Here is an 18,101-nt window from a genome sequence, read left to right on the forward strand (position 1 = left end):
TCCGTCAGTGCTCCTTACAGACCGGTTAACCAGAAGACCCATGCAAGCGCAGCAAGGCTGAAGCCAAGCCAGGTCACATGGTGAATGAGTAAAAAACGCCCGCGTGCCAGCGTGTTTTCTGCGATTGAAGCCAGTACAAAAATCAGCAAAACCTTGAGCAGCGTAACGACAAGTGAAGTCAGCAGGCAGGTGAGAGAAAGTTCTTGCGCGCGCCCAAAGGGCAGAAACAGGGCCACAAACAGTGCTGCCATCACGACCTGTTTCAGCCCCAGCCCCCATTTCGCCAACGCCAGCCCGGCACCGGAATATTCGGTCAGCGGGCCTTCCTGTAATTCCTGTTCTGCTTCAGCAACATCAAAGGGAATTTTTCCCATCTCTATGAAGCAGGCAAAACCACAGGCCAGTAACGCCAGTACGGTGGTTAGCGGCGAGTTCCAGCCCATCGCCAGCGTATTGCTGATCATCTCGATATGCGTGGAATCCGCTATCAGCGCCAATACCAGCAGTGAGAGAATGAGCATGGGTTCGACCAGAATGCCGAGCGTCAACTCGCGACTGGCACCGACTCCCGCAAACGGGCTTCCGGTATCCAGCCCTGAAAGAGCAAAGAAAAAACGAAACAGGGCAAGAAGATAGATAAGGGTGATCAGATCGCCGCCGCCCGCAAAAGGGAAACGGTAATAAATAGTGGTAGGGCCATCGCCAGCACCAGCATGCTGCTGATTAATACCCACGGCATCAGGCGGAACATCAGACCTGAAGATATAGGCGCAACTTCCTGGCGTTTAAACAGTTTGTGGATATCGCGATAATCCTGCCAGATCTCCGGCCCGCGGCGGGAGTGCATACGCGCGCGTATCTGCCGGGAAATACCCGTAAAAAGTGGGGTTAGCATCAGCAGAATCACGGCCTGTGCTAACGCAAAAATGACCAGATATCCGTCGCAAAGAGTTTGTCTCATGGTGATTTCCTTAGACGGCAATAGCGATTAGCAGCACAACCAGTGCGGCGACCACATACAGGCAATAGAGACGAAAGTCGCCGCTTTGCAGATGCTGTATTTCTTTGGCCAGCCGTTGGGTGGCGCTCACGATGGGGCGGATCACCCGCTCATCCCAGAAGGGTTCTGTGCTCTGAGCCCTGGCGGTGACGTGCGCAAGACCTTTATTTAGCCTCAGCGTAGGGTCGAGCTGTTGTCGTAGACGAAATAGCGCAGAAAAGACCACACGCAGCGGCTGCATCACGCCATTGCCTGACGGGGCCATCGCATTTTCCCAGCTGTAGCCGCATGCCCAGGCATCTCCTGTGCGACGAAACGCTGCGCGGCGCGAACGACACCACAGCCAGTAAAGGCCAGGCAGCAAAGGCATCGCCAGTAGTAACAGCAACAGTAATGAAGGAGTGACCCGTGTATGAAACGTGCCGGGTACAAGTGCTATTCCGCTGGCGACAGTGACGGGAGGGGTATCGGTAAACGCATGGGCAATATGCATTATCTTCGGTGCCAGCCAACTGGCACTAAGCGCAATTAATACGCAGAGTGCCGCGAGCAGTAGCATGGCGACGATCATCGTATTTGGCACTTCCTGTGCCTCTTCAGCGTGTGTACTGCGCGGCGCACCACAGAAAGTAATACCGTACATTTTTACGAAGCACATTACTGCCAGCCCACCAGTGACTGCCAGCATTACCATAGCAATAGGACCCGCAAGTTGTAGCGCTACGGCTTCCACACGACTTAGTGAGAACAGCGACTGCCAGGTGTACCATTCGCTGATAAAACCATTCAGCGGAGGAAGGGCTGATATCGCCAGGCAACCAATCAGGCATGCTGCGGCTGTCCACGGCATCCGTTTCGCCAGTGCCCCCATTTTTTCCATGTCGTGGGTATGCAAACGCGAAATAATCGCGCCCGCGCCGAGAAATAGCAGCCCTTTGAACAGCGCATGGTTGAGCAGATGAAACAGTGCGCCGAGCAGTCCAACCACGGTGAGCAGCGGGTCGTGCAGTGACAGACCGACCATCGCCACACCGACCGCCAGCAAAATAATGCCGACGTTTTCGACGGTACTCCAGGCCAGTAGCCGTTTGATATCCTGTTCCGCCAGCGCATACAGCACGCCCAGGAGCGCGGAGATTGCGCCGATCGCCATCACCAGAATGCCCCACCACAGCGGCAAACCCGTTTGCGCCAGCAGATCCATCGCCACTTTCAGGATGCCGAAAATACCGATTTTGACCATTACGCCAGACATCAACGCTGAAGCGTGCGATGGTGCGGCAGGGTGAGCGCGCGGCAACCAGCTGTGCAACGGCATCATCCCGGCTTTCGCGCCAAAACCGAAAAAGGCCAGCAGGAACACCGCCGACGCCAGCCCCGGAGAAAGTGAAAGCGTGCGGAAACTGGCAAAATCGAGGCTGCCGCTTTCGCGCCCCATCAGCAAGAAGGCGATCATTATCAGCACCGATCCGGCGTGGGCGATAAAAAAGTAGAGCATGCCAGCGTTGATCGACGTTTTATCCTGCCTGGCAATGACCAGAAACCAGGAAGACAGCGACATCATTTCAAACAGCACGATGAACCAAAAAGCGTTGTCCATCACCAGCAGGGCAACCATCGATGCGATGAAAAGATTCATAAAGAAGCCCATCGCCGCCGCGCCTTTGCCCTCGTATTCGCGCATATAAGTCAATGAATAGAGCGAACAAACCACCACCAGCAAGGAGATAACCAGCACCATAAATGCCGAGAGGCTATCCATTCGCAGGGTTAAATCGGCAAAGTCAAAAGGGGTGGCAAAATGGGCGACTAAAGTTACACCAGCATGTAATTGCGTAATTCCGCTGATGATGCCAATCACGCCGCCCACCAGCGATGTGATGCCGGAAAGCTTAATAGCCAGTCTGTCCAGACCGAGTAAAAACAGCGAAGCCAGACTGGCAAACAGATAGAGGATCAGCGACCAGGTTAATAATTGCAGGGCATCCATTAGCGTTGCTCCTGAGTGAGGGAAAGGGGATCCTCCCCGCCATTGGCAAACCAGCTTGCGGCAAGGCGCTGTTTTTCTTTCATCTGACGTTGCAGGCTATCGTCGGTGATCAGCCGTAACGCCTGATTCGGGCAAGCGCGAACGCAGGCCGGACCTTCTGGCAAGAAATCACACAGGTCGCATTTCACCGCGACGGTCTGGACACCCGGTTCCCAGCGCAGCAACGCATGTTGGGGCAGCACGTTTTCTTCGCCGTTTTTGAGTGAGCCTTCAGCCTGAAAAACATATTGCGCATGGGCATTCACCGGACGGCTTCCTGAAGCGCTGATTGCGCCAAATGGGCAGACCACGGCGCAAAGCTTGCAGCCAATACAGAGGCTTTCGTTGAGTTGGATCGCATCATCCCTCTGAGAGATGGCATTGACCGGGCAGACCTGCAGGCAAGGGGCTTCCTCACAGTGATGACACACGACAGGGGCAGTGATTGTTGACGTCTTCGCCAGGGCCAGGCGCGGGTGTTGCTGTAAACCTTGCGTTTTATGCACGTCCGAACAGGCAGCGAGACAGGTATTACATCCTGTACACCACAGTGGTTCGGCCACCACAAAGCGGTTCATGTCGGCTCCTTGAAAATGATATGAAACATTGCATTTCATATTGCATAAAGGATGCCATTCTGATTAACTCAATATATTCAATAAGTTATGTATTGACTGGATTCTGAACGGTACAAAAATGATGGTCATTAACGTTCAGCAAAAAATGGATTCGACACCCGTGTCGCAGGGGAAAGCGAGAATGTGATCTTGATCACGAGAAGTGAGGTATGCTGGCCGCAAGCGCAGCCAGCACGGAATGGAGCAGAGTAATCAGGCGTGTTCTTTCAGCCAGTTCAGCACAACGTCGTGGTGATTGCTGGTTTTGAAATCGTCAAAGACATGTTCGATTTTGCCATCAGCGTCAATCAGGAAGCTGATGCGATGAATACCATCGTAGGTTTTGCCCATGAAGGACTTTTCACCCCAGACGCCGAATTGTTCGCACACCTGGTGGTCCTCATCAGACAGGAGCGTAAAGTTAAGCAGCTCTTTTTCCGCAAAACGGGAGAGTTTTTCGGGTTTATCGGTGCTGATACCCAGCACATCAACGCCCGCTTTTTTCAACTCATCCATGTTATCGCGTAAGCCGCAGGCCTGTACGGTACAGCCGGGGGTCATGGCTTTCGGGTAGAAATAAACCAGAACACGCTGTCCCTGGAAGTCGGTCAAATTAACTTGTTCTCCGTCTTGATCCGGCAAGCTAAATTTCGGTGCGATATCACCGGCTTTCAGTGGATTCATTACTTAACTCCATCCTGTTCATCATGTTGGGAATAATTGACGACGTTAATACTGCCTTGTGCATTGAGTTCTGTACATAGGGCTTTGAACGCTTGCTCAATATTTGCTGCGTCCGCAGATGCGGGGCTGTGGGCGGTTATCTGAATATGCAACTGCGCAGCCCGTTCATTTTCAGCAGGTTGCGTGCGCGACACCAGCTCCGCAATGTTCATATGATGCGCGTCGAAAAGTGCTGTGAAGCGTTCAATTAAATGCGGGGAGTCTGCCACATCGACCTGAACCCAGACAGATGCTGGCATTGGCGGACGCGGACGCGCCGTCGTGCGCTTCATCACGATTAAAAGATCCAGTTCTGCACCTTTCAACGGTAACGTTGATTCAATCAGAGTAATGGCATTCCATGAACCGGAAAGCAGCATGATAAACGTGAACTCTTCTCCCAGCATCGCCAGGCGACTGTCTTCAATATTACAGCCGCAACTACTGACATGACGGGTGATGGTGTTCACAATTCCAGGGCGATCGGCACCCAACGCAGTGATCACCAGATAATGTTGCGATGACAGTGTCAAACTGGTTATTCCTTTAAGGGGTGAGTTGTTCTTAAGGAAAGCATAAAAAAAACATGCATACAACAATCAGAACGGTTCTGTCTGCTTGCTTTTAATGCCATACCAAACGTACCATTGAGACACTTGTTTGCACAGAGGATGGCCCATGTTCACGGGAAGTATTGTCGCGATTGTTACTCCGATGGATGAAAAAGGTAATGTCTGTCGGGCTAGCTTGAAAAAACTGATTGATTATCATGTCGCCAGCGGTACTTCGGCGATCGTTTCTGTTGGCACCACTGGCGAGTCCGCTACCTTAAATCATGACGAACATGCTGATGTGGTGATGATGACGCTGGATCTGGCTGATGGGCGCATTCCGGTAATTGCCGGGACCGGCGCTAACGCTACTGCGGAAGCCATTAGCCTGACGCAGCGCTTCAATGACAGTGGTATCGTCGGCTGCCTGACGGTAACCCCTTACTACAATCGTCCGTCGCAAGAAGGTTTGTATCAGCATTTCAAAGCCATCGCTGAGCATACTGACCTGCCGCAAATTCTGTATAATGTGCCGTCCCGTACTGGCTGCGATCTGCTCCCGGAAACGGTGGGCCGTCTGGCGAAAGTAAAAAATATTATCGGAATCAAAGAGGCAACAGGGAACTTAACGCGTGTAAACCAGATCAAAGAGCTGGTTTCAGATGATTTTGTTCTGCTGAGCGGCGATGATGCGAGCGCGCTGGACTTCATGCAATTAGGCGGTCATGGGGTTATTTCCGTTACGGCTAACGTCGCAGCGCGTGATATGGCCCAGATGTGCAAACTGGCAGCAGAAGGGCATTTTGCCGAGGCACGCGTTATTAATCAGCGTCTGATGCCATTACACAACAAACTATTTGTCGAACCCAATCCAATCCCGGTGAAATGGGCATGTAAGGAACTGGGTCTTGTGGCGACCGATACGCTGCGCCTGCCAATGACACCAATCACCGACAGTGGTCGTGAGACGGTCAGAGCGGCGCTTAAGCATGCCGGTTTGCTGTAAAGTTTAGGGAGATTTGATGGCTTACTCTGTTCAAAAGTCGCGCCTGGCAAAGGTTGCGGGTGTTTCGCTTGTTTTATTACTCGCTGCCTGTAGTTCTGACTCACGCTATAAGCGTCAGGTCAGTGGTGATGAAGCCTACCTGGAAGCGGCACCGCTTGCGGAGCTTCATGCCCCGGCTGGAATGATTTTGCCGGTGACCTCCGGTGATTATGCAATCCCGGTGACCAACGGTAGTGGTGCTGTCGGTAAGGCGCTGGACATTCGTCCACCAGCCCAGCCGCTGGCACTGGTTTCTGGCGCGCGTACCCAGTTCACGGGCGATACCGCTTCATTGCTGGTGGAAAATGGTCGTGGCAATACTCTGTGGCCGCAGGTGGTTAGCGTGCTGCAGGCGAAAAACTACACCATCACCCAACGTGATGATGCTGGTCAGACACTGACCACCGATTGGGTACAATGGAACCGTCTGGACGAAGACGAGCAGTATCGTGGTCGTTATCAAATCTCTGTTAAGCCGCAGGGTTATCAGCAGGCGGTTACGGTTAAACTGCTGAACCTGGAACAGGCGGGCAAACCGGTTGCAGACGCGGCTTCCATGCAGCGTTACAGCACGGAGATGATGAACGTTATTTCCGCCGGTCTGGATAAATCTGCCACTGACGCCGCGAACGCTGCGCAAAATCGTGCCTCCACCACTATGGACGTACAAAGTGCAGCTGATGACACCGGTTTACCAATGCTGGTCGTACGCGGGCCGTTCAATGTGGTTTGGCAACGTCTGCCAGCGGCGCTGGAAAAAGTGGGCATGAAAGTGACCGACAGCACCCGTTCGCAGGGCAACATGGCCGTAACTTATAAGCCGCTGTCTGACAGCGACTGGCAGGAACTGGGCGCGAGCGATCCAGGCCTGGCATCCGGTGACTATAAACTGCAGGTTGGCGATTTAGATAACCGCAGCAGCCTACAGTTCATCGATCCGAAAGGTCATACTCTGACTCAGAGTCAGAACGACGCGCTGGTAGCTGTCTTCCAGGCTGCGTTTAGCAAGTAAAAATACAGGGCTGGAATCATCCGGCCCTTTTTTCTGATATGATACGCAAACGTGTGCGTCGGCAGGAAAACGCGATTTTAGCGGTAATTCGCACGAAATTTGTTTGTCGGACGTAGTTCGGATAAGGCGTTCACGCCGCATCCGACAAAACATCCGGCACACCAGACAGCAAAAGATTTTAAAACGTTAATTCACACCCAGGAGTGATAAAGATGCAAAAGCAAGCTGAGTTGTATCGTGGTAAAGCGAAAACCGTATACAGCACGGAAAACCCGGACCTGTTGGTGCTCGAATTCCGCAATGATACGTCAGCAGGGGATGGCGCGCGCATTGAGCAGTTTGATCGCAAAGGTATGGTGAACAACAAGTTCAACTACTTCATTATGAGCAAACTGGCTGAAGCGGGTATCCCGACTCAAATGGAGCGTCTGCTCTCCGATACCGAATGTCTGGTGAAAAAGCTGGATATGGTACCGGTTGAGTGTGTCGTGCGTAACCGTGCTGCGGGCTCTCTGGTGAAACGTCTTGGAATCGAAGAAGGTATTGAGCTGAACCCGCCGCTGTTCGATCTGTTCTTGAAAAACGACGCCATGCACGATCCGATGGTCAACGAATCTTACTGCGAAACCTTTGGCTGGGTAAGCAAAGAGAACCTGGCGCGTATGAAAGAGCTGACCTACAAAGCGAACGACGTGCTGAAAAAACTGTTCGATGATGCTGGTCTGATTCTGGTCGACTTCAAGCTGGAGTTTGGCCTGTACAAAGGTGAAGTCGTACTGGGCGATGAGTTCTCTCCGGACGGCAGCCGCCTGTGGGACAAAGAAACGCTGGAGAAAATGGACAAAGACCGTTTCCGCCAGAGCCTCGGTGGCCTGATCGAGGCCTATGAAGCCGTCGCCCGCCGCCTGGGTGTACAGCTGGACTGATTTTTCTGTTCATCATCTTGCCGTGCAGCTGGCACGGCAAGACAACCGCTCTCGGAAGATGTGCATTGAACGCTCATTCCTCCGCCATTTCATCCCGCTTTCCTGTGGTAATCTTCCTCTGAACCACCTACGATCATTTCTATAATGAATATATTGTTGAGGTATCTATGCGTTGGCAAGGGCGACGTGAAAGTGACAATGTTGAAGACAGGCGCAACAGCTCTGGTGGTCCGTCTATGGGCGGTCCCGGTTTTCGCCTGCCGAGCGGTAAAGGCGGGCTGATTTTACTGATAGTCGTGCTGGTTGCAGGCTACTATGGCGTTGATTTAACCGGGTTGATGACCGGACAGCCGGTTTCCCAACAGCAATCAACGCGGTCAATTAGCCCAAATGAAGACGAAGCCGCAAAATTCACCTCGGTGATTCTGGCAACTACGGAAGACACCTGGGGACAGCAGTTCGAGAAGATGGGTAAAACCTATCAGCAACCGAAGCTGGTCATGTACCGTGGAATGACGCGTACCGGCTGCGGGGCGGGCCAGTCCATAATGGGGCCATTCTATTGCCCGGCGGATGGCACGGTTTATATCGATCTCTCCTTCTATGATGACATGAAAGACAAACTTGGCGCGGATGGCGATTTTGCCCAGGGGTACGTTATCGCCCATGAAGTCGGTCATCATGTGCAGAAACTGTTAGGCATCGAGCCGAAAGTTCGTCAACTGCAACAAAACGCGACGCAGGCGGAAGTGAACCGCTTATCTGTGCGTATGGAACTCCAGGCCGACTGTTTTGCCGGTGTCTGGGGGCATAGTATGCAGCAGCAAGGCGTTCTGGAAACCGGCGATCTGGAAGAGGCGCTGAACGCGGCGCAGGCCATCGGCGATGACCGTTTACAACAGCAAAGTCAGGGGCGAGTAGTACCAGACAGTTTCACTCATGGCACTTCTCAGCAACGCTACAGCTGGTTTAAACGTGGTTTCGACAGCGGCGATCCGGCACAATGCAATACTTTTGGTAAAAGCATTTAACTTCCGGGGCAGGGATGGCTGAACTGACTGCGCTTCACACATTAACAGCGCAAATGAAACGTGAAGGGATCCGCCGCTTGCTGGTGTTGAGCGGGGAAGAGGGTTGGTGTTTTGATCATGCGCTTAAGTTACGTGATGCCTTACCTGGCGACTGGCTGTGGATTTCGCCGCAGCCAGATGCTGAAAACCACTGTTCTCCCTCGGCACTACAAACTTTACTTGGGCGCGAGTTCCGGCATGCGGTATTCGACGCCCGCCACGGCTTTGATGCCGCTGCCTTTGCAGCACTTAGCGGAACGTTGAAAGCGGGAAGCTGGCTGGTTTTGTTACTCCCTGTATGGGAAGAGTGGGAAAACCAACCTGATGCCGACTCGCTGCGCTGGAGTGATTGCCCTGACCCTATTGCGACGCCGCATTTTGTCCAGCATCTCAAACGCGTACTTACGGCGGATAACGACGCTATCCTCTGGCGGCAAAACCAGCCGTTCTCGTTGGAGCATTTTACTCCCCGTACTGACTGGCACCCCGCGACCGGCGCACCACAACCAGAACAACAGCAACTCTTACAGCAGCTACTGACCATGCCGCCGGGCGTGGCAGCGGTAACGGCTGCGCGTGGGCGCGGTAAGTCGGCGCTGGCAGGGCAACTCATTTCTCGTATTGCGGGCAGTGCGATTGTCACCGCGCCCGCAAAAGCGGCAACGGATGTACTGGCACAATTTGCGGGCGAGAAGTTTCGCTTTATTGCGCCGGATGCCTTGTTAGCCAGCGATGAGCAAGCCGACTGGCTGGTGGTCGACGAAGCCGCAGCCATACCTGCGCCGTTGTTGCATCAACTGGTATCGCGTTTTCCTCGAACGTTGTTAACCACTACGGTGCAGGGCTACGAAGGCACCGGACGTGGTTTTTTGCTGAAATTTTGCGCTCGCTTTCCGCATTTACACCGTTTTGAACTGCAACAGCCGATCCGCTGGGCACAGGGATGCCCGCTGGAAAAAATGGTTAGTGAGGCACTGGTTTTTGACGATGAAAACTTCACCCATACACCACAAGGCAATATCGTCATTTCCGCATTTGAACAAACGTTATGGCGAAGCGAGCCAGAAACGCCGTTAAAGGTTTATCAGTTATTGTCTGGTGCGCACTACCGGACTTCGCCGCTGGATTTACGCCGGATGATGGATGCACCAGGGCAATATTTTTTACAGGCGGCTGGCGAAAACGAGATTGCCGGAGCGCTGTGGCTGGTGGATGAGGGGGGATTATCTCAACAACTCAGTCAGGCGGTATGGGCAGGTTTTCGTCGCCCGCGGGGTAATCTGGTGGCCCAGTCGCTGGCGGCGCACGGTAGCAATCCACTGGCAGCGACATTGCGTGGACGGCGGGTCAGCCGGATAGCAGTTCATCCGGCGCGTCAGCGGGAAGGCACAGGGCAGCAACTTATTGCTGGTGCTTTGCAATATACGCGTGACCTCGACTATCTTTCGGTGAGTTTTGGTTACACCGGGGAGTTATGGCGTTTCTGGCACCGCTGCGGTTTTGTGCTGGTGCGGATGGGTAATCATCGTGAAGCCAGCAGCGGTTGCTATACGGCGATGGCGCTGTTACCGATGAGTAATGCGGGTAAACAACTGGCTGAACGTGAGCATTACCGTTTACGTCGCGATGCGCAAGCTCTCGCAAAGTGGAATGGCGAAACGCTTCCTGTTGATCCACTAAACGATGCCGTCCTTTCTGACGACGACTGGCTTGAACTGGCCGGTTTTGCTTTCGCTCATCGTCCGCTATTAACATCGTTAGGTTGCTTATTGCGTATGCTACAAACCAGTGAACTGGCATTACCGGCGCTGCGTGGGCGTTTACAGAAAAACGTCAGCGACGCGCAGTTATGTACCACACTTAAACTTTCAGGCCGCAAGATGTTACTGGTTCGCCAGCGGGAAGAGGCCGCGCAGGCGCTGTTCGCACTTAATGAGGTTCGCACTGAGCGTCTGCGCGATCGCATAACGCAATGGCAATTTTTTCACTGACTCCTTCAATTTTCTCCCATGGTCATTGTGAGTCAGCGGCGTAAAATTAATGACATCAGTTAAGGAGTTCGCCATGAAACATGACCATTTTGTTGTTCAAAGCCCGGATAAACCTGCGCAACAGTTGTTACTGCTTTTCCACGGTGTCGGGGATAACCCGGTGGCAATGGGGGAAATAGGTAGCTGGTTTGCACCGCTGTTTCCTGATGCGCTGGTGGTGAGTGTCGGTGGCGCGGAGCCGAGCGGTAATCCGGCGGGGCGTCAGTGGTTTTCGGTGCAGGGTATTACGGAAGATAATCGCCAGGCGCGTGTGGATGCCATCATGCCGACGTTTATTGAGACGGTACGCTACTGGCAGAAACAGAGCGGAGTAGGGGCTAATGCCACGGCGCTAATTGGTTTCTCACAAGGCGCGATTATGGCGCTGGAGAGCATTAAAGCCGAACCGGGCCTTGCTTCGCGCGTCATTGCCTTTAACGGACGCTATGCGAGCCTGCCGGAAACCGCGTCTACAGCCACGACAATTCACTTGATTCATGGTGGTGAAGATCCGGTTATCGATCTGGCGCATGCGGTTGCGGCGCAGGAAGCGTTAATCAGTGCCGGTGGTGACGTGACGCTGGATATCGTGGAGGATTTAGGCCATGCGATCGACAATCGCAGTATGCAATTTGCCCTGGATCACTTGCGTTATACCATTCCGAAACATTATTTCGACGAAGCGCTAAGTGGCGGTAAGCCTGGCGATGATGATGTGATTGAAATGATGTAAAAGACAGATTACCTGGCCTGATAAGACGCGTGAGCGTCGCATCAGGCATCGTTCACCATTGCCGGATGCGGCGTTAACGCCTTATCCGGCCTACGGTTGAGCACTCAGCTTACTTCTTCGGTTGATCCTTTTTCGGCCAGTCGTCGTCATCGTCCCACTTATCGTTGAAATCACGATGCGGGGGAAGCTCCGGCTTGTTGGCGAGAAATTTCTTATGGTCGACGCGCTTGAGATCTTTAATCACGTTCAGCAGGACGCCTACCAAAAAGACAATCACCAGAATCCACCAATATTTAGCCAGCCAGTCCATGCTTATTTCCTCTTGCAGAACCACTCATCAGGCGACGAGCTGTTCCATGATACGTTGATACATACGGGCAAGTAGCTGCAGGTCGGCAGCGTTCACACATTCATTAATTTTATGAATAGTGGCATTGACCGGCCCGAGTTCCACCACCTGCGCCCCCATGCGAGCAATAAAGCGCCCGTCGGACGTTCCGCCTGTGGTCAGTAGCTGCGGTTTAATTTCATTATAGTGCTCAACCGCGTTAACGACCGCATCCACCAGTTTACCGCGCGCGGTCAAAAATGGCTGCCCGGAAAGCCACCAGTCCACCGTATAACGCAGTTGATGTTTTTCAAGCAGGGCAAGCACCTGTGCTTTGATCATCTCATCAGTCAGTTCGGTGCTGAAGCGGAAGTTAAACTGCACAAACAGTTCACCCGGAATAACGTTGTTACTGCCCGTTCCCGCCTGAATATTAGCAATCTGCATACTGGTCGCCGGGAAAAATTCATTGCCCTGATCCCACTCAATAGCCACTAATTCATTAAGGAAAGGTGCTGCGCGATGTACCGGATTGTCAGCCAGATGCGGGTAGGCAACATGCCCCTGAACGCCATGAATGGTGAGGTTGCAGGTTAATGATCCGCGACGACCATTTTTCACCACATCACCTACCACTTCGATACTCGACGGTTCGCCGACCAGGCAGTAATCGAGACGCTCATTACGTGCCATTAACGCCTCGACGACTTTTACCGTACCGTTGTGGGCACTGGCTTCTTCATCAGAGGTGATCAGAAATGCCAGTCGCCCCGTATGGTTGGGATGTTGTGCGACAAAACGCTCTGCTGCTACCACCATCGCCGCCAGCGAGCCTTTCATATCTGCCGCGCCGCGCCCGAATAACATGCCGTCACGAATGGTCGGTTCAAACGGCGGATTGATCCAACGATCGGCGTCGCCAGGCGGCACCACGTCGGTATGCCCGGCAAAGGCTAACGTTTCACCTTGCCCACGCCATGCCCAAAAATTCTGCGTATCGGCAAAATCCATGCGTTCAACGGTAAAACCGATCGCCTGCAAACGTTCAATCAACAAAGCCTGGCATCCTGCGTCATCAGGACTCAGGGAAGGGCGGCGAATAAGCTGTTGTGTCAGCTCAATAACCGGGCACGACATAGACTACACCTCATGGAAAAATTGCTGATAACTGGAATCACTGAAACCCAGCAGCATAGGCTTACCAGGCGCGCAGAGCAATGGACGTTTGATAATTGCAGGCATTTCAGTCATTAATGCCGCCGCAGAGGCCGCATCGGTGATTTTATTGCGGGTGGTTTCGTCCAGTTTACGCCAGGTTGTACCACGGGTGTTCAGTAACGCTTCCCAGCCTAATTCGTTGATAAAACCGTTCAATAATTCGCTGTCCAGCCCATCGACGCGGTAATCATGAAAACGATAGTCGATGTTATTGGCTTCCAGCCAACGGCGAGTCTTTTTAATGGTGTCACAATTTTTGATGCCGTAAAGTGTAACCATAATGAATCCTTTTTCGATCTATGAGAATAAATACTCATTTAAGGGTGAAAACATTTTGCCTGCAAATGATTATCAGGAAATATAACATTATCGAAGTATTCAAATTAACAACTATTAAATAATGTTAAACATTTTTAACGTAAACATTAAGAATATTCATCTTGTTATCTGTCTGTATTTTAACCAGAATTAAATCAGTATTAGATGCCGGTGATGCTGCCAACTTACTGATTTAGTGTATGATGGTGTTTTTGAGGTGCTCCAGTGGCTTCTGTTTCTATCAGCTGTCCCTCCTGTTCAGCTACTGACGGGGTGGTGCGTAACGGCAAAAGCACCGCCGGACATCAGCGCTATCTCTGCTCTCACTGCCGTAAAACATGGCAACTGCAGTTCACTTACACCGCTTCTCAACCCGGTACGCACCAGAAAATCATTGATATGGCCATGAATGGCGTTGGATGCCGGGCAACAGCCCGCATTATGGGCGTTGGCCTCAACACGATTTTACGTCACTTAAAAAACTCAGGCCGCAGTCGGTAACCTCGCGCATACAGCCGGGCAGTGACGTCATCGTCTGCGCGGAAATGGACGAACAGTGGGGCTATGTCGGGGCTAAATCGCGCCAGCGCTGGCTGTTTTACGCGTATGACAGGCTCCGGAAGACGGTTGTTGCGCACGTATTCGGTGAACGCACTATGGCGACGCTGGGGCGTCTTATGAGCCTGCTGTCACCCTTTGACGTGGTGATATGGATGACGGATGGCTGGCCGCTGTATGAATCCCGCCTGAAGGGAAAGCTGCACGTAATCAGCAAGCGATATACGCAGCGAATTGAGCGGCATAACCTGAATCTGAGGCAGCACCTGGCACGGCTGGGACGGAAGTCGCTGTCGTTCTCAAAATCGGTGGAGCTGCATGACAAAGTCATCGGGCATTATCTGAACATAAAACACTATCAATAAGTTGGAGTCATTACCTTAGATGCCGTATGAATATCTCGAAATGTTGCTGTGTATCACATACAAATTATCACCGCAGGACCATAGTATTTACATAAGGTTTGTCCCCCGGAGGTAGTCATCGCAGCAATCGAGTAAATTAGCTTCACCACGGTATATTGTTTCCGTAGAATACCCATAATTATAAGAGAGGTTGTTATGATTGAACGTGAACTGGGGAACTGGAAAGACTTTATTGAAGTTATGCTTCGTAAGTAATTCCTGAGACAAAGTACAAACAGCAAGAACCCGCTGAGCAGGTTCTTAATCGGAAAGTTGAAAAAGGCGACACATTAGCATGTCGCCTTTTTTATTGCTTATTCCGGGCGCGGCTTCAGCGGGAAGCGGCGGCGCACCAGTACAAAGAACAGCGGCACGAAGTAAATAGCCAGAATAGTGGCCGAAATCATCCCGCCCATTACGCCAGTACCCACCGCATGCTGACCATCGGAACCGGCACCCGTGCTGGTTGCCATTGGCAATACGCCGAAGATAAATGCCAGCGAGGTCATCAGAATCGGGCGTAAACGCTGACGGCAGGCGTGGAGCGTCGCTTCAAACAGGTCGTGGCCTTTTTGGTTCATCTCGTTAGCAAACTCGACGATCAGGATGGCGTTTTTCGCCGATAAACCAATGACCGTTAACAGGCCCACCTGGAAGTAAACGTCGTTTTCCAGCCCGCGCATCCAGGTTGCCAGCAGCGCGCCGATTACCCCCAGCGGCACGACCAGCATTACCGAGAACGGCACCGACCAGCTTTCATACAACGCAGCCAGACACAGGAATACCACCAGCAAGGAAATGGCGTACAGCGCCGGAGCCTGCGCGCCGGAAAGCCGCTCCTGATACGACATCGCCGTCCACTCCAGACCAAAGCCGTTTGGCAGCTGCTTCACTAACGATTCCATAATATCCATCGCCGTACCGGTACTGACCCCCGGTGCGGCTTCCCCAACAATCTCAACCGCAGAATAACCGTTATAGCGTTCCAGACGCGGCGAGCCTGTTTCCCAGCGTGAGGTCGCGAAAGCAGAGAAGGGCACCATGCCGCCATCTTTATTTCGGACATACCAGAGATTGATGTCATCTGGCAGCATGCGATACGGCGCAGCTGCCTGCACATAGACTTTCTTCACGCGACCGCGATCCATAAAGTCATTCACATAGCTCGAACCCCAGGCGGTTTGCAGTGTGTCGTTAATATCGTCGATAGCAACGCCCAGCGCCTGAGCTTTACGCTGGTCGATATCAATCTGCAACTGCGGACTGTCGTCGAGGCCGTTATGGCGCACACGGGTTAGCTCCGGGTTTTCCGCCGCCAGCGCCAGCAACTGATTACGTGCTGCCATCAGCGCATCGTGACCCGCTCCAGCGTGGTCCTGCAACTCCATATCAAAACCTGCAGAACTACCAAGACCGCTAATTGCTGGCGGGCTGCTGGCGATAACGCGAGCTTCTTTAATTTGGTTAAACGCCTTCGTTGCACGCTCGATAATGGCAAACGAGGTGCCGGTCTTACTGTCGCGTTCGCTCCAGTCTTTCAGGCGGATAAACATTCGCGCCACGTTTTGCCCGTTACCCCCAGGGCCAGAACCAACGGTGGCAAACACCGACATGATGTTGTCTTTTTCATGGGTGAAGTAGTATTTCTCGATTTGCTCAACGACTTTCAGGGTCTGTTGTTGCGTTGAACCGCTGGGCAACTGTACCGAGGTAGTAAACATGCCACGGTCTTCCAGCGGTAAGAACGACGTCGGCAAACGCAGGAACAGGAACACCATGCCGCCAAGCAGCAGGACATAAATCACAATCCAGCGCAGGCTACGGTGGAGAATTTTCGCCACCCCTTTTTCGTAGCGTTCGGCGTTGCGGTTAAACATCTGGTTAAACCAGGCAAAAAAGCCTTTTTGCCCATGATGCTCACCTTTTTTCAGTGGCTTAAGTAGTGTGGCACACAGAGCCGGAGTGAGGATCATCGCTACCAGTACTGACAGCACCATCGCCGCAACAATGGTAATAGAGAACTGGCGATAGATGGCACCGGTGGTGCCGCCGAAGAAGGCCATTGGTACAAATACCGCCGAAAGAACCATCGCAATCCCGACCAGTGCCCCCTGGATCTGCCCCATCGATTTACGTGTGGCTTCGCGAGGAGTGAGTCCTTCCTCACTCATAATACGTTCGACGTTTTCCACCACCACGATGGCGTCATCCACCAGCAGACCGATCGCCAGCACCATCGCGAACATGGTTAAGGTGTTGACGCTGTAACCGAAGGCGTAAAGTACGGAGAAGGTTCCCATCAACACCACCGGCACGGCGATAGTGGGTATCAGCGTGGCGCGGAAGTTTTGCAGGAACAGATACATAACGAGGAAAACCAGAGCGATAGCTTCCAGCAGCGTTTTCACCACGTCTTCAATGGAGGCTTTAACAAACGAGGTGGTTTCATACGCCACCTTGTATTCCAGTCCGTGCGGGAAGTACTGCGCCAGCTCGTCGAGACGATTGAGCACCAGCTCCGCTGTCGCCATTTCGTTTGCGCCGGAGGCCAGTTTTACCCCCAGCCCGGAGGCTGGCTTACCATTGAAGCGGCTAAGATAATCGTATTTCTCCGCCCCCATTTCGACGGTGGCGACATCGCCCAGCCTTACCTCTGAGCCGTCTTGAGTCACCCTCAAGGTGATATCGCGGAACTGTTCTGGTGTTTGCAGCAGTGACTGGGCGTTAATGGTGGCGTTGAGCGCCTGCTTATCGACGGAAGGTGTACCACCAAGTTGCCCAACCGCAATCTGCGCGTTCTGTGACTCAATGGCATCAGTGACATCTTTAGCTGTCATCTGGAAACTGTTGAGTTTCGCCGGGTCCAGCCAGATACGCATGGAATATTGCGAACCATAGGCATCAATATCCCCGACGCCATTTACGCGGCTTAACGGGTCCTGAATATTACTGGCAACATAATCAGCAATATCCTGTTTATCCATCGAACCATCGGTAGAGACGAAGGCAATGGTCAGAATGTTGGTATCGCCGGTTTTACGCACCGTCACGCCCTGATTTTGCACCGCCTGCGGTAACTTTCGCATGGCTGATTGCAGCTGGTTTTGTACTTGCTGCACGGCTTCGTCCGGATCGGTGCCTGCTTTAAAACTTAAAGTGACAGATGCCTGACCGGTGCCACTGCTCTGAGATGACATATACATGAGATTATCGAGGCCGGTCATATTTTGCTCGATAACCTGGGTCACGGTGTTTTCCAGCGTCTGGGCCGATGCGCCGGGATAGTTAGCGGTCACTCGCACATTCGGTGGCGCGAGATCGGGGTATTGTTCAACGGGCAATGAAAAAATCGCCAGGGTACCTGTCAGACACAACAGGATTGCCAGCACCCAGGCAAAAATGGGGCGATCAATAAAGAAATTCGCCATTAAAAGAGGACCTCGTGTTTCTGCGTATCGTTGTAGGCTTGACTTGCTTCACTGTAGCGGCAAGGTACGAGCCAATCGTGGAGAAAAAAGGAGTTAATGTAAATTATCATG

Annotated in this window: 16 protein-coding genes and 1 pseudogene; 8 read left to right on the forward strand and 9 right to left on the reverse strand. The window is 52.6% G+C overall.

What is annotated here, in order from left to right; genetic code table 11:
- Positions 1-14: 14 nt before the first annotated feature.
- The 5 genes and pseudogenes from hyfC to ACU8XX_RS06800 all read right to left on the reverse strand — a co-directional run bounded on the left by hyfC (position 15) and on the right by ACU8XX_RS06800 (position 4,902).
- A pseudogene (gene hyfC, locus ACU8XX_RS06780) lies at positions 15-961 on the reverse strand (hydrogenase 4 subunit HyfC).
- A gap of 10 nt (positions 962-971) precedes the next feature.
- Positions 972-2,990, reverse strand: a complete 2,019-nt coding sequence (hyfB, locus tag ACU8XX_RS06785; protein ID WP_000339450.1) for a hydrogenase 4 subunit B — start codon at positions 2,988-2,990, stop codon at positions 972-974.
- Complete coding sequence (hyfA, locus tag ACU8XX_RS06790; RefSeq protein WP_001352202.1) at positions 2,990-3,607, reverse strand: hydrogenase 4 subunit HyfA; 618 nt, start codon at positions 3,605-3,607, stop codon at positions 2,990-2,992. Before hyfA ends, hyfB begins: the two co-directional genes overlap by 1 nt.
- A 252-nt stretch (positions 3,608-3,859) precedes the next feature.
- Positions 3,860-4,330 (reverse strand): thioredoxin-dependent thiol peroxidase, encoded by a 471-nt coding sequence (bcp, locus tag ACU8XX_RS06795; RefSeq protein WP_001068682.1) that lies wholly within the window; start codon positions 4,328-4,330, stop codon positions 3,860-3,862.
- Complete coding sequence (locus ACU8XX_RS06800; RefSeq protein WP_000176187.1) at positions 4,330-4,902, reverse strand: glycine cleavage system transcriptional repressor; 573 nt, start codon at positions 4,900-4,902, stop codon at positions 4,330-4,332. Before ACU8XX_RS06800 ends, bcp begins: the two co-directional genes overlap by 1 nt.
- Before the next feature lie 145 nt (positions 4,903-5,047).
- Here ACU8XX_RS06800 and dapA point away from each other — a divergent pair, with 145 nt between their 5' ends.
- The 6 genes from dapA (at position 5,048) to ypfH (ending at position 11,736) form a co-directional block, all read left to right on the forward strand.
- Entirely contained in the window at positions 5,048-5,926 is an 879-nt protein-coding gene (dapA, locus tag ACU8XX_RS06805) for a 4-hydroxy-tetrahydrodipicolinate synthase (RefSeq protein WP_001311023.1), read from the forward strand.
- 16 nt (positions 5,927-5,942) lie between these two features.
- Positions 5,943-6,977 carry an outer membrane protein assembly factor BamC gene (gene bamC / locus ACU8XX_RS06810; protein WP_001297320.1) on the forward strand — a complete coding sequence of 345 codons (1,035 nt, stop codon included), beginning with the start codon at positions 5,943-5,945 and terminating at the stop codon, positions 6,975-6,977.
- Positions 6,978-7,189: 212 nt separating this feature from the next.
- Positions 7,190-7,903, forward strand: a complete 714-nt coding sequence (gene purC / locus ACU8XX_RS06815; protein ID WP_001295467.1) for a phosphoribosylaminoimidazolesuccinocarboxamide synthase — start codon at positions 7,190-7,192, stop codon at positions 7,901-7,903.
- A gap of 167 nt (positions 7,904-8,070) precedes the next feature.
- On the forward strand, positions 8,071-8,934 hold the full coding sequence (ypfJ, locus tag ACU8XX_RS06820) for a KPN_02809 family neutral zinc metallopeptidase (RefSeq protein WP_001267498.1): 864 nt from the start codon (positions 8,071-8,073) through the stop codon (positions 8,932-8,934).
- Between the two features lie 14 nt (positions 8,935-8,948).
- Entirely contained in the window at positions 8,949-10,964 is a 2,016-nt protein-coding gene (tmcA, locus tag ACU8XX_RS06825; protein ID WP_240765403.1) for a tRNA cytosine(34) acetyltransferase TmcA, read from the forward strand.
- 73 nt (positions 10,965-11,037) lie between these two features.
- A complete protein-coding gene (ypfH, locus tag ACU8XX_RS06830) occupies positions 11,038-11,736 on the forward strand; it encodes an esterase (RefSeq protein WP_000679812.1) in 699 nt (232 codons plus the stop codon).
- Between the two features lie 109 nt (positions 11,737-11,845).
- On the opposite strand, the gene ACU8XX_RS06835 is transcribed toward ypfH, so the two are convergent.
- Genes ACU8XX_RS06835 through ACU8XX_RS06845 form a run of 3 tightly spaced genes read right to left on the reverse strand, consistent with a single transcriptional unit; the run spans position 11,846 to position 13,561 of the window.
- Positions 11,846-12,046 (reverse strand): YpfN family protein, encoded by a 201-nt coding sequence (locus ACU8XX_RS06835; protein ID WP_000383836.1) that lies wholly within the window; start codon positions 12,044-12,046, stop codon positions 11,846-11,848.
- Between the two features lie 27 nt (positions 12,047-12,073).
- A complete protein-coding gene (dapE, locus tag ACU8XX_RS06840) occupies positions 12,074-13,201 on the reverse strand; it encodes a succinyl-diaminopimelate desuccinylase (protein ID WP_001277801.1) in 1,128 nt (375 codons plus the stop codon).
- Between the two features lie 3 nt (positions 13,202-13,204).
- Complete coding sequence (locus ACU8XX_RS06845) at positions 13,205-13,561, reverse strand: ArsC family reductase (RefSeq protein ID WP_016242298.1); 357 nt, start codon at positions 13,559-13,561, stop codon at positions 13,205-13,207.
- Positions 13,562-13,825: 264 nt separating this feature from the next.
- Between ACU8XX_RS06845 and ACU8XX_RS06850 the strand changes: the two genes are divergently transcribed.
- Positions 13,826-14,523, forward strand: a protein-coding gene (locus ACU8XX_RS06850) for an IS1-like element IS1A family transposase (protein WP_103215986.1) whose coding sequence is annotated in 2 segments (ribosomal slippage) — positions 13,826-14,075 and positions 14,075-14,523 — 699 coding nt in all. Because the reading frame shifts where the segments join, the coding sequence is not laid out codon by codon here.
- Between the two features lie 195 nt (positions 14,524-14,718).
- Positions 14,719-14,778, forward strand: coding sequence for a protein YpfM (gene ypfM / locus ACU8XX_RS06855; protein ID WP_001386977.1), 60 nt, complete (start codon positions 14,719-14,721; stop codon positions 14,776-14,778).
- Between the two features lie 98 nt (positions 14,779-14,876).
- Here the strand turns inward: ypfM and acrD are convergent, their stop codons facing one another.
- Positions 14,877-17,990, reverse strand: a complete 3,114-nt coding sequence (gene acrD, locus ACU8XX_RS06860; RefSeq protein WP_240765405.1) for a multidrug efflux RND transporter permease AcrD — start codon at positions 17,988-17,990, stop codon at positions 14,877-14,879.
- Positions 17,991-18,101: the final 111 nt, after the last annotated feature.

The organism is Escherichia sp. MAL-1, from assembly GCF_052948035.1.

Bases quoted from the DNA above. Each gene is read 5' to 3' on its own strand.
- hyfB (WP_000339450.1), bottom strand. From the start codon at position 2,990: ATGGATGCCCTGCAATTATTAACCTGGTCGCTGATCCTCTATCTGTTT.
- hyfA (WP_001352202.1), bottom strand. From the start codon at position 3,607: ATGAACCGCTTTGTGGTGGCCGAACCACTGTGGTGTACAGGATGTAAT.
- bcp (WP_001068682.1), bottom strand. From the start codon at position 4,330: ATGAATCCACTGAAAGCCGGTGATATCGCACCGAAATTTAGCTTGCCG.
- dapA (WP_001311023.1), top strand. From the start codon at position 5,048: ATGTTCACGGGAAGTATTGTCGCGATTGTTACTCCGATGGATGAAAAA.
- bamC (WP_001297320.1), top strand. From the start codon at position 5,943: ATGGCTTACTCTGTTCAAAAGTCGCGCCTGGCAAAGGTTGCGGGTGTT.
- purC (WP_001295467.1), top strand. From the start codon at position 7,190: ATGCAAAAGCAAGCTGAGTTGTATCGTGGTAAAGCGAAAACCGTATAC.
- ypfJ (WP_001267498.1), top strand. From the start codon at position 8,071: ATGCGTTGGCAAGGGCGACGTGAAAGTGACAATGTTGAAGACAGGCGC.
- tmcA (WP_240765403.1), top strand. From the start codon at position 8,949: ATGGCTGAACTGACTGCGCTTCACACATTAACAGCGCAAATGAAACGT.
- ypfH (WP_000679812.1), top strand. From the start codon at position 11,038: ATGAAACATGACCATTTTGTTGTTCAAAGCCCGGATAAACCTGCGCAA.
- ACU8XX_RS06835 (WP_000383836.1), bottom strand. From the start codon at position 12,046: ATGGACTGGCTGGCTAAATATTGGTGGATTCTGGTGATTGTCTTTTTG.
- dapE (WP_001277801.1), bottom strand. From the start codon at position 13,201: ATGTCGTGCCCGGTTATTGAGCTGACACAACAGCTTATTCGCCGCCCT.
- ACU8XX_RS06845 (WP_016242298.1), bottom strand. From the start codon at position 13,561: ATGGTTACACTTTACGGCATCAAAAATTGTGACACCATTAAAAAGACT.
- acrD (WP_240765405.1), bottom strand. From the start codon at position 17,990: ATGGCGAATTTCTTTATTGATCGCCCCATTTTTGCCTGGGTGCTGGCA.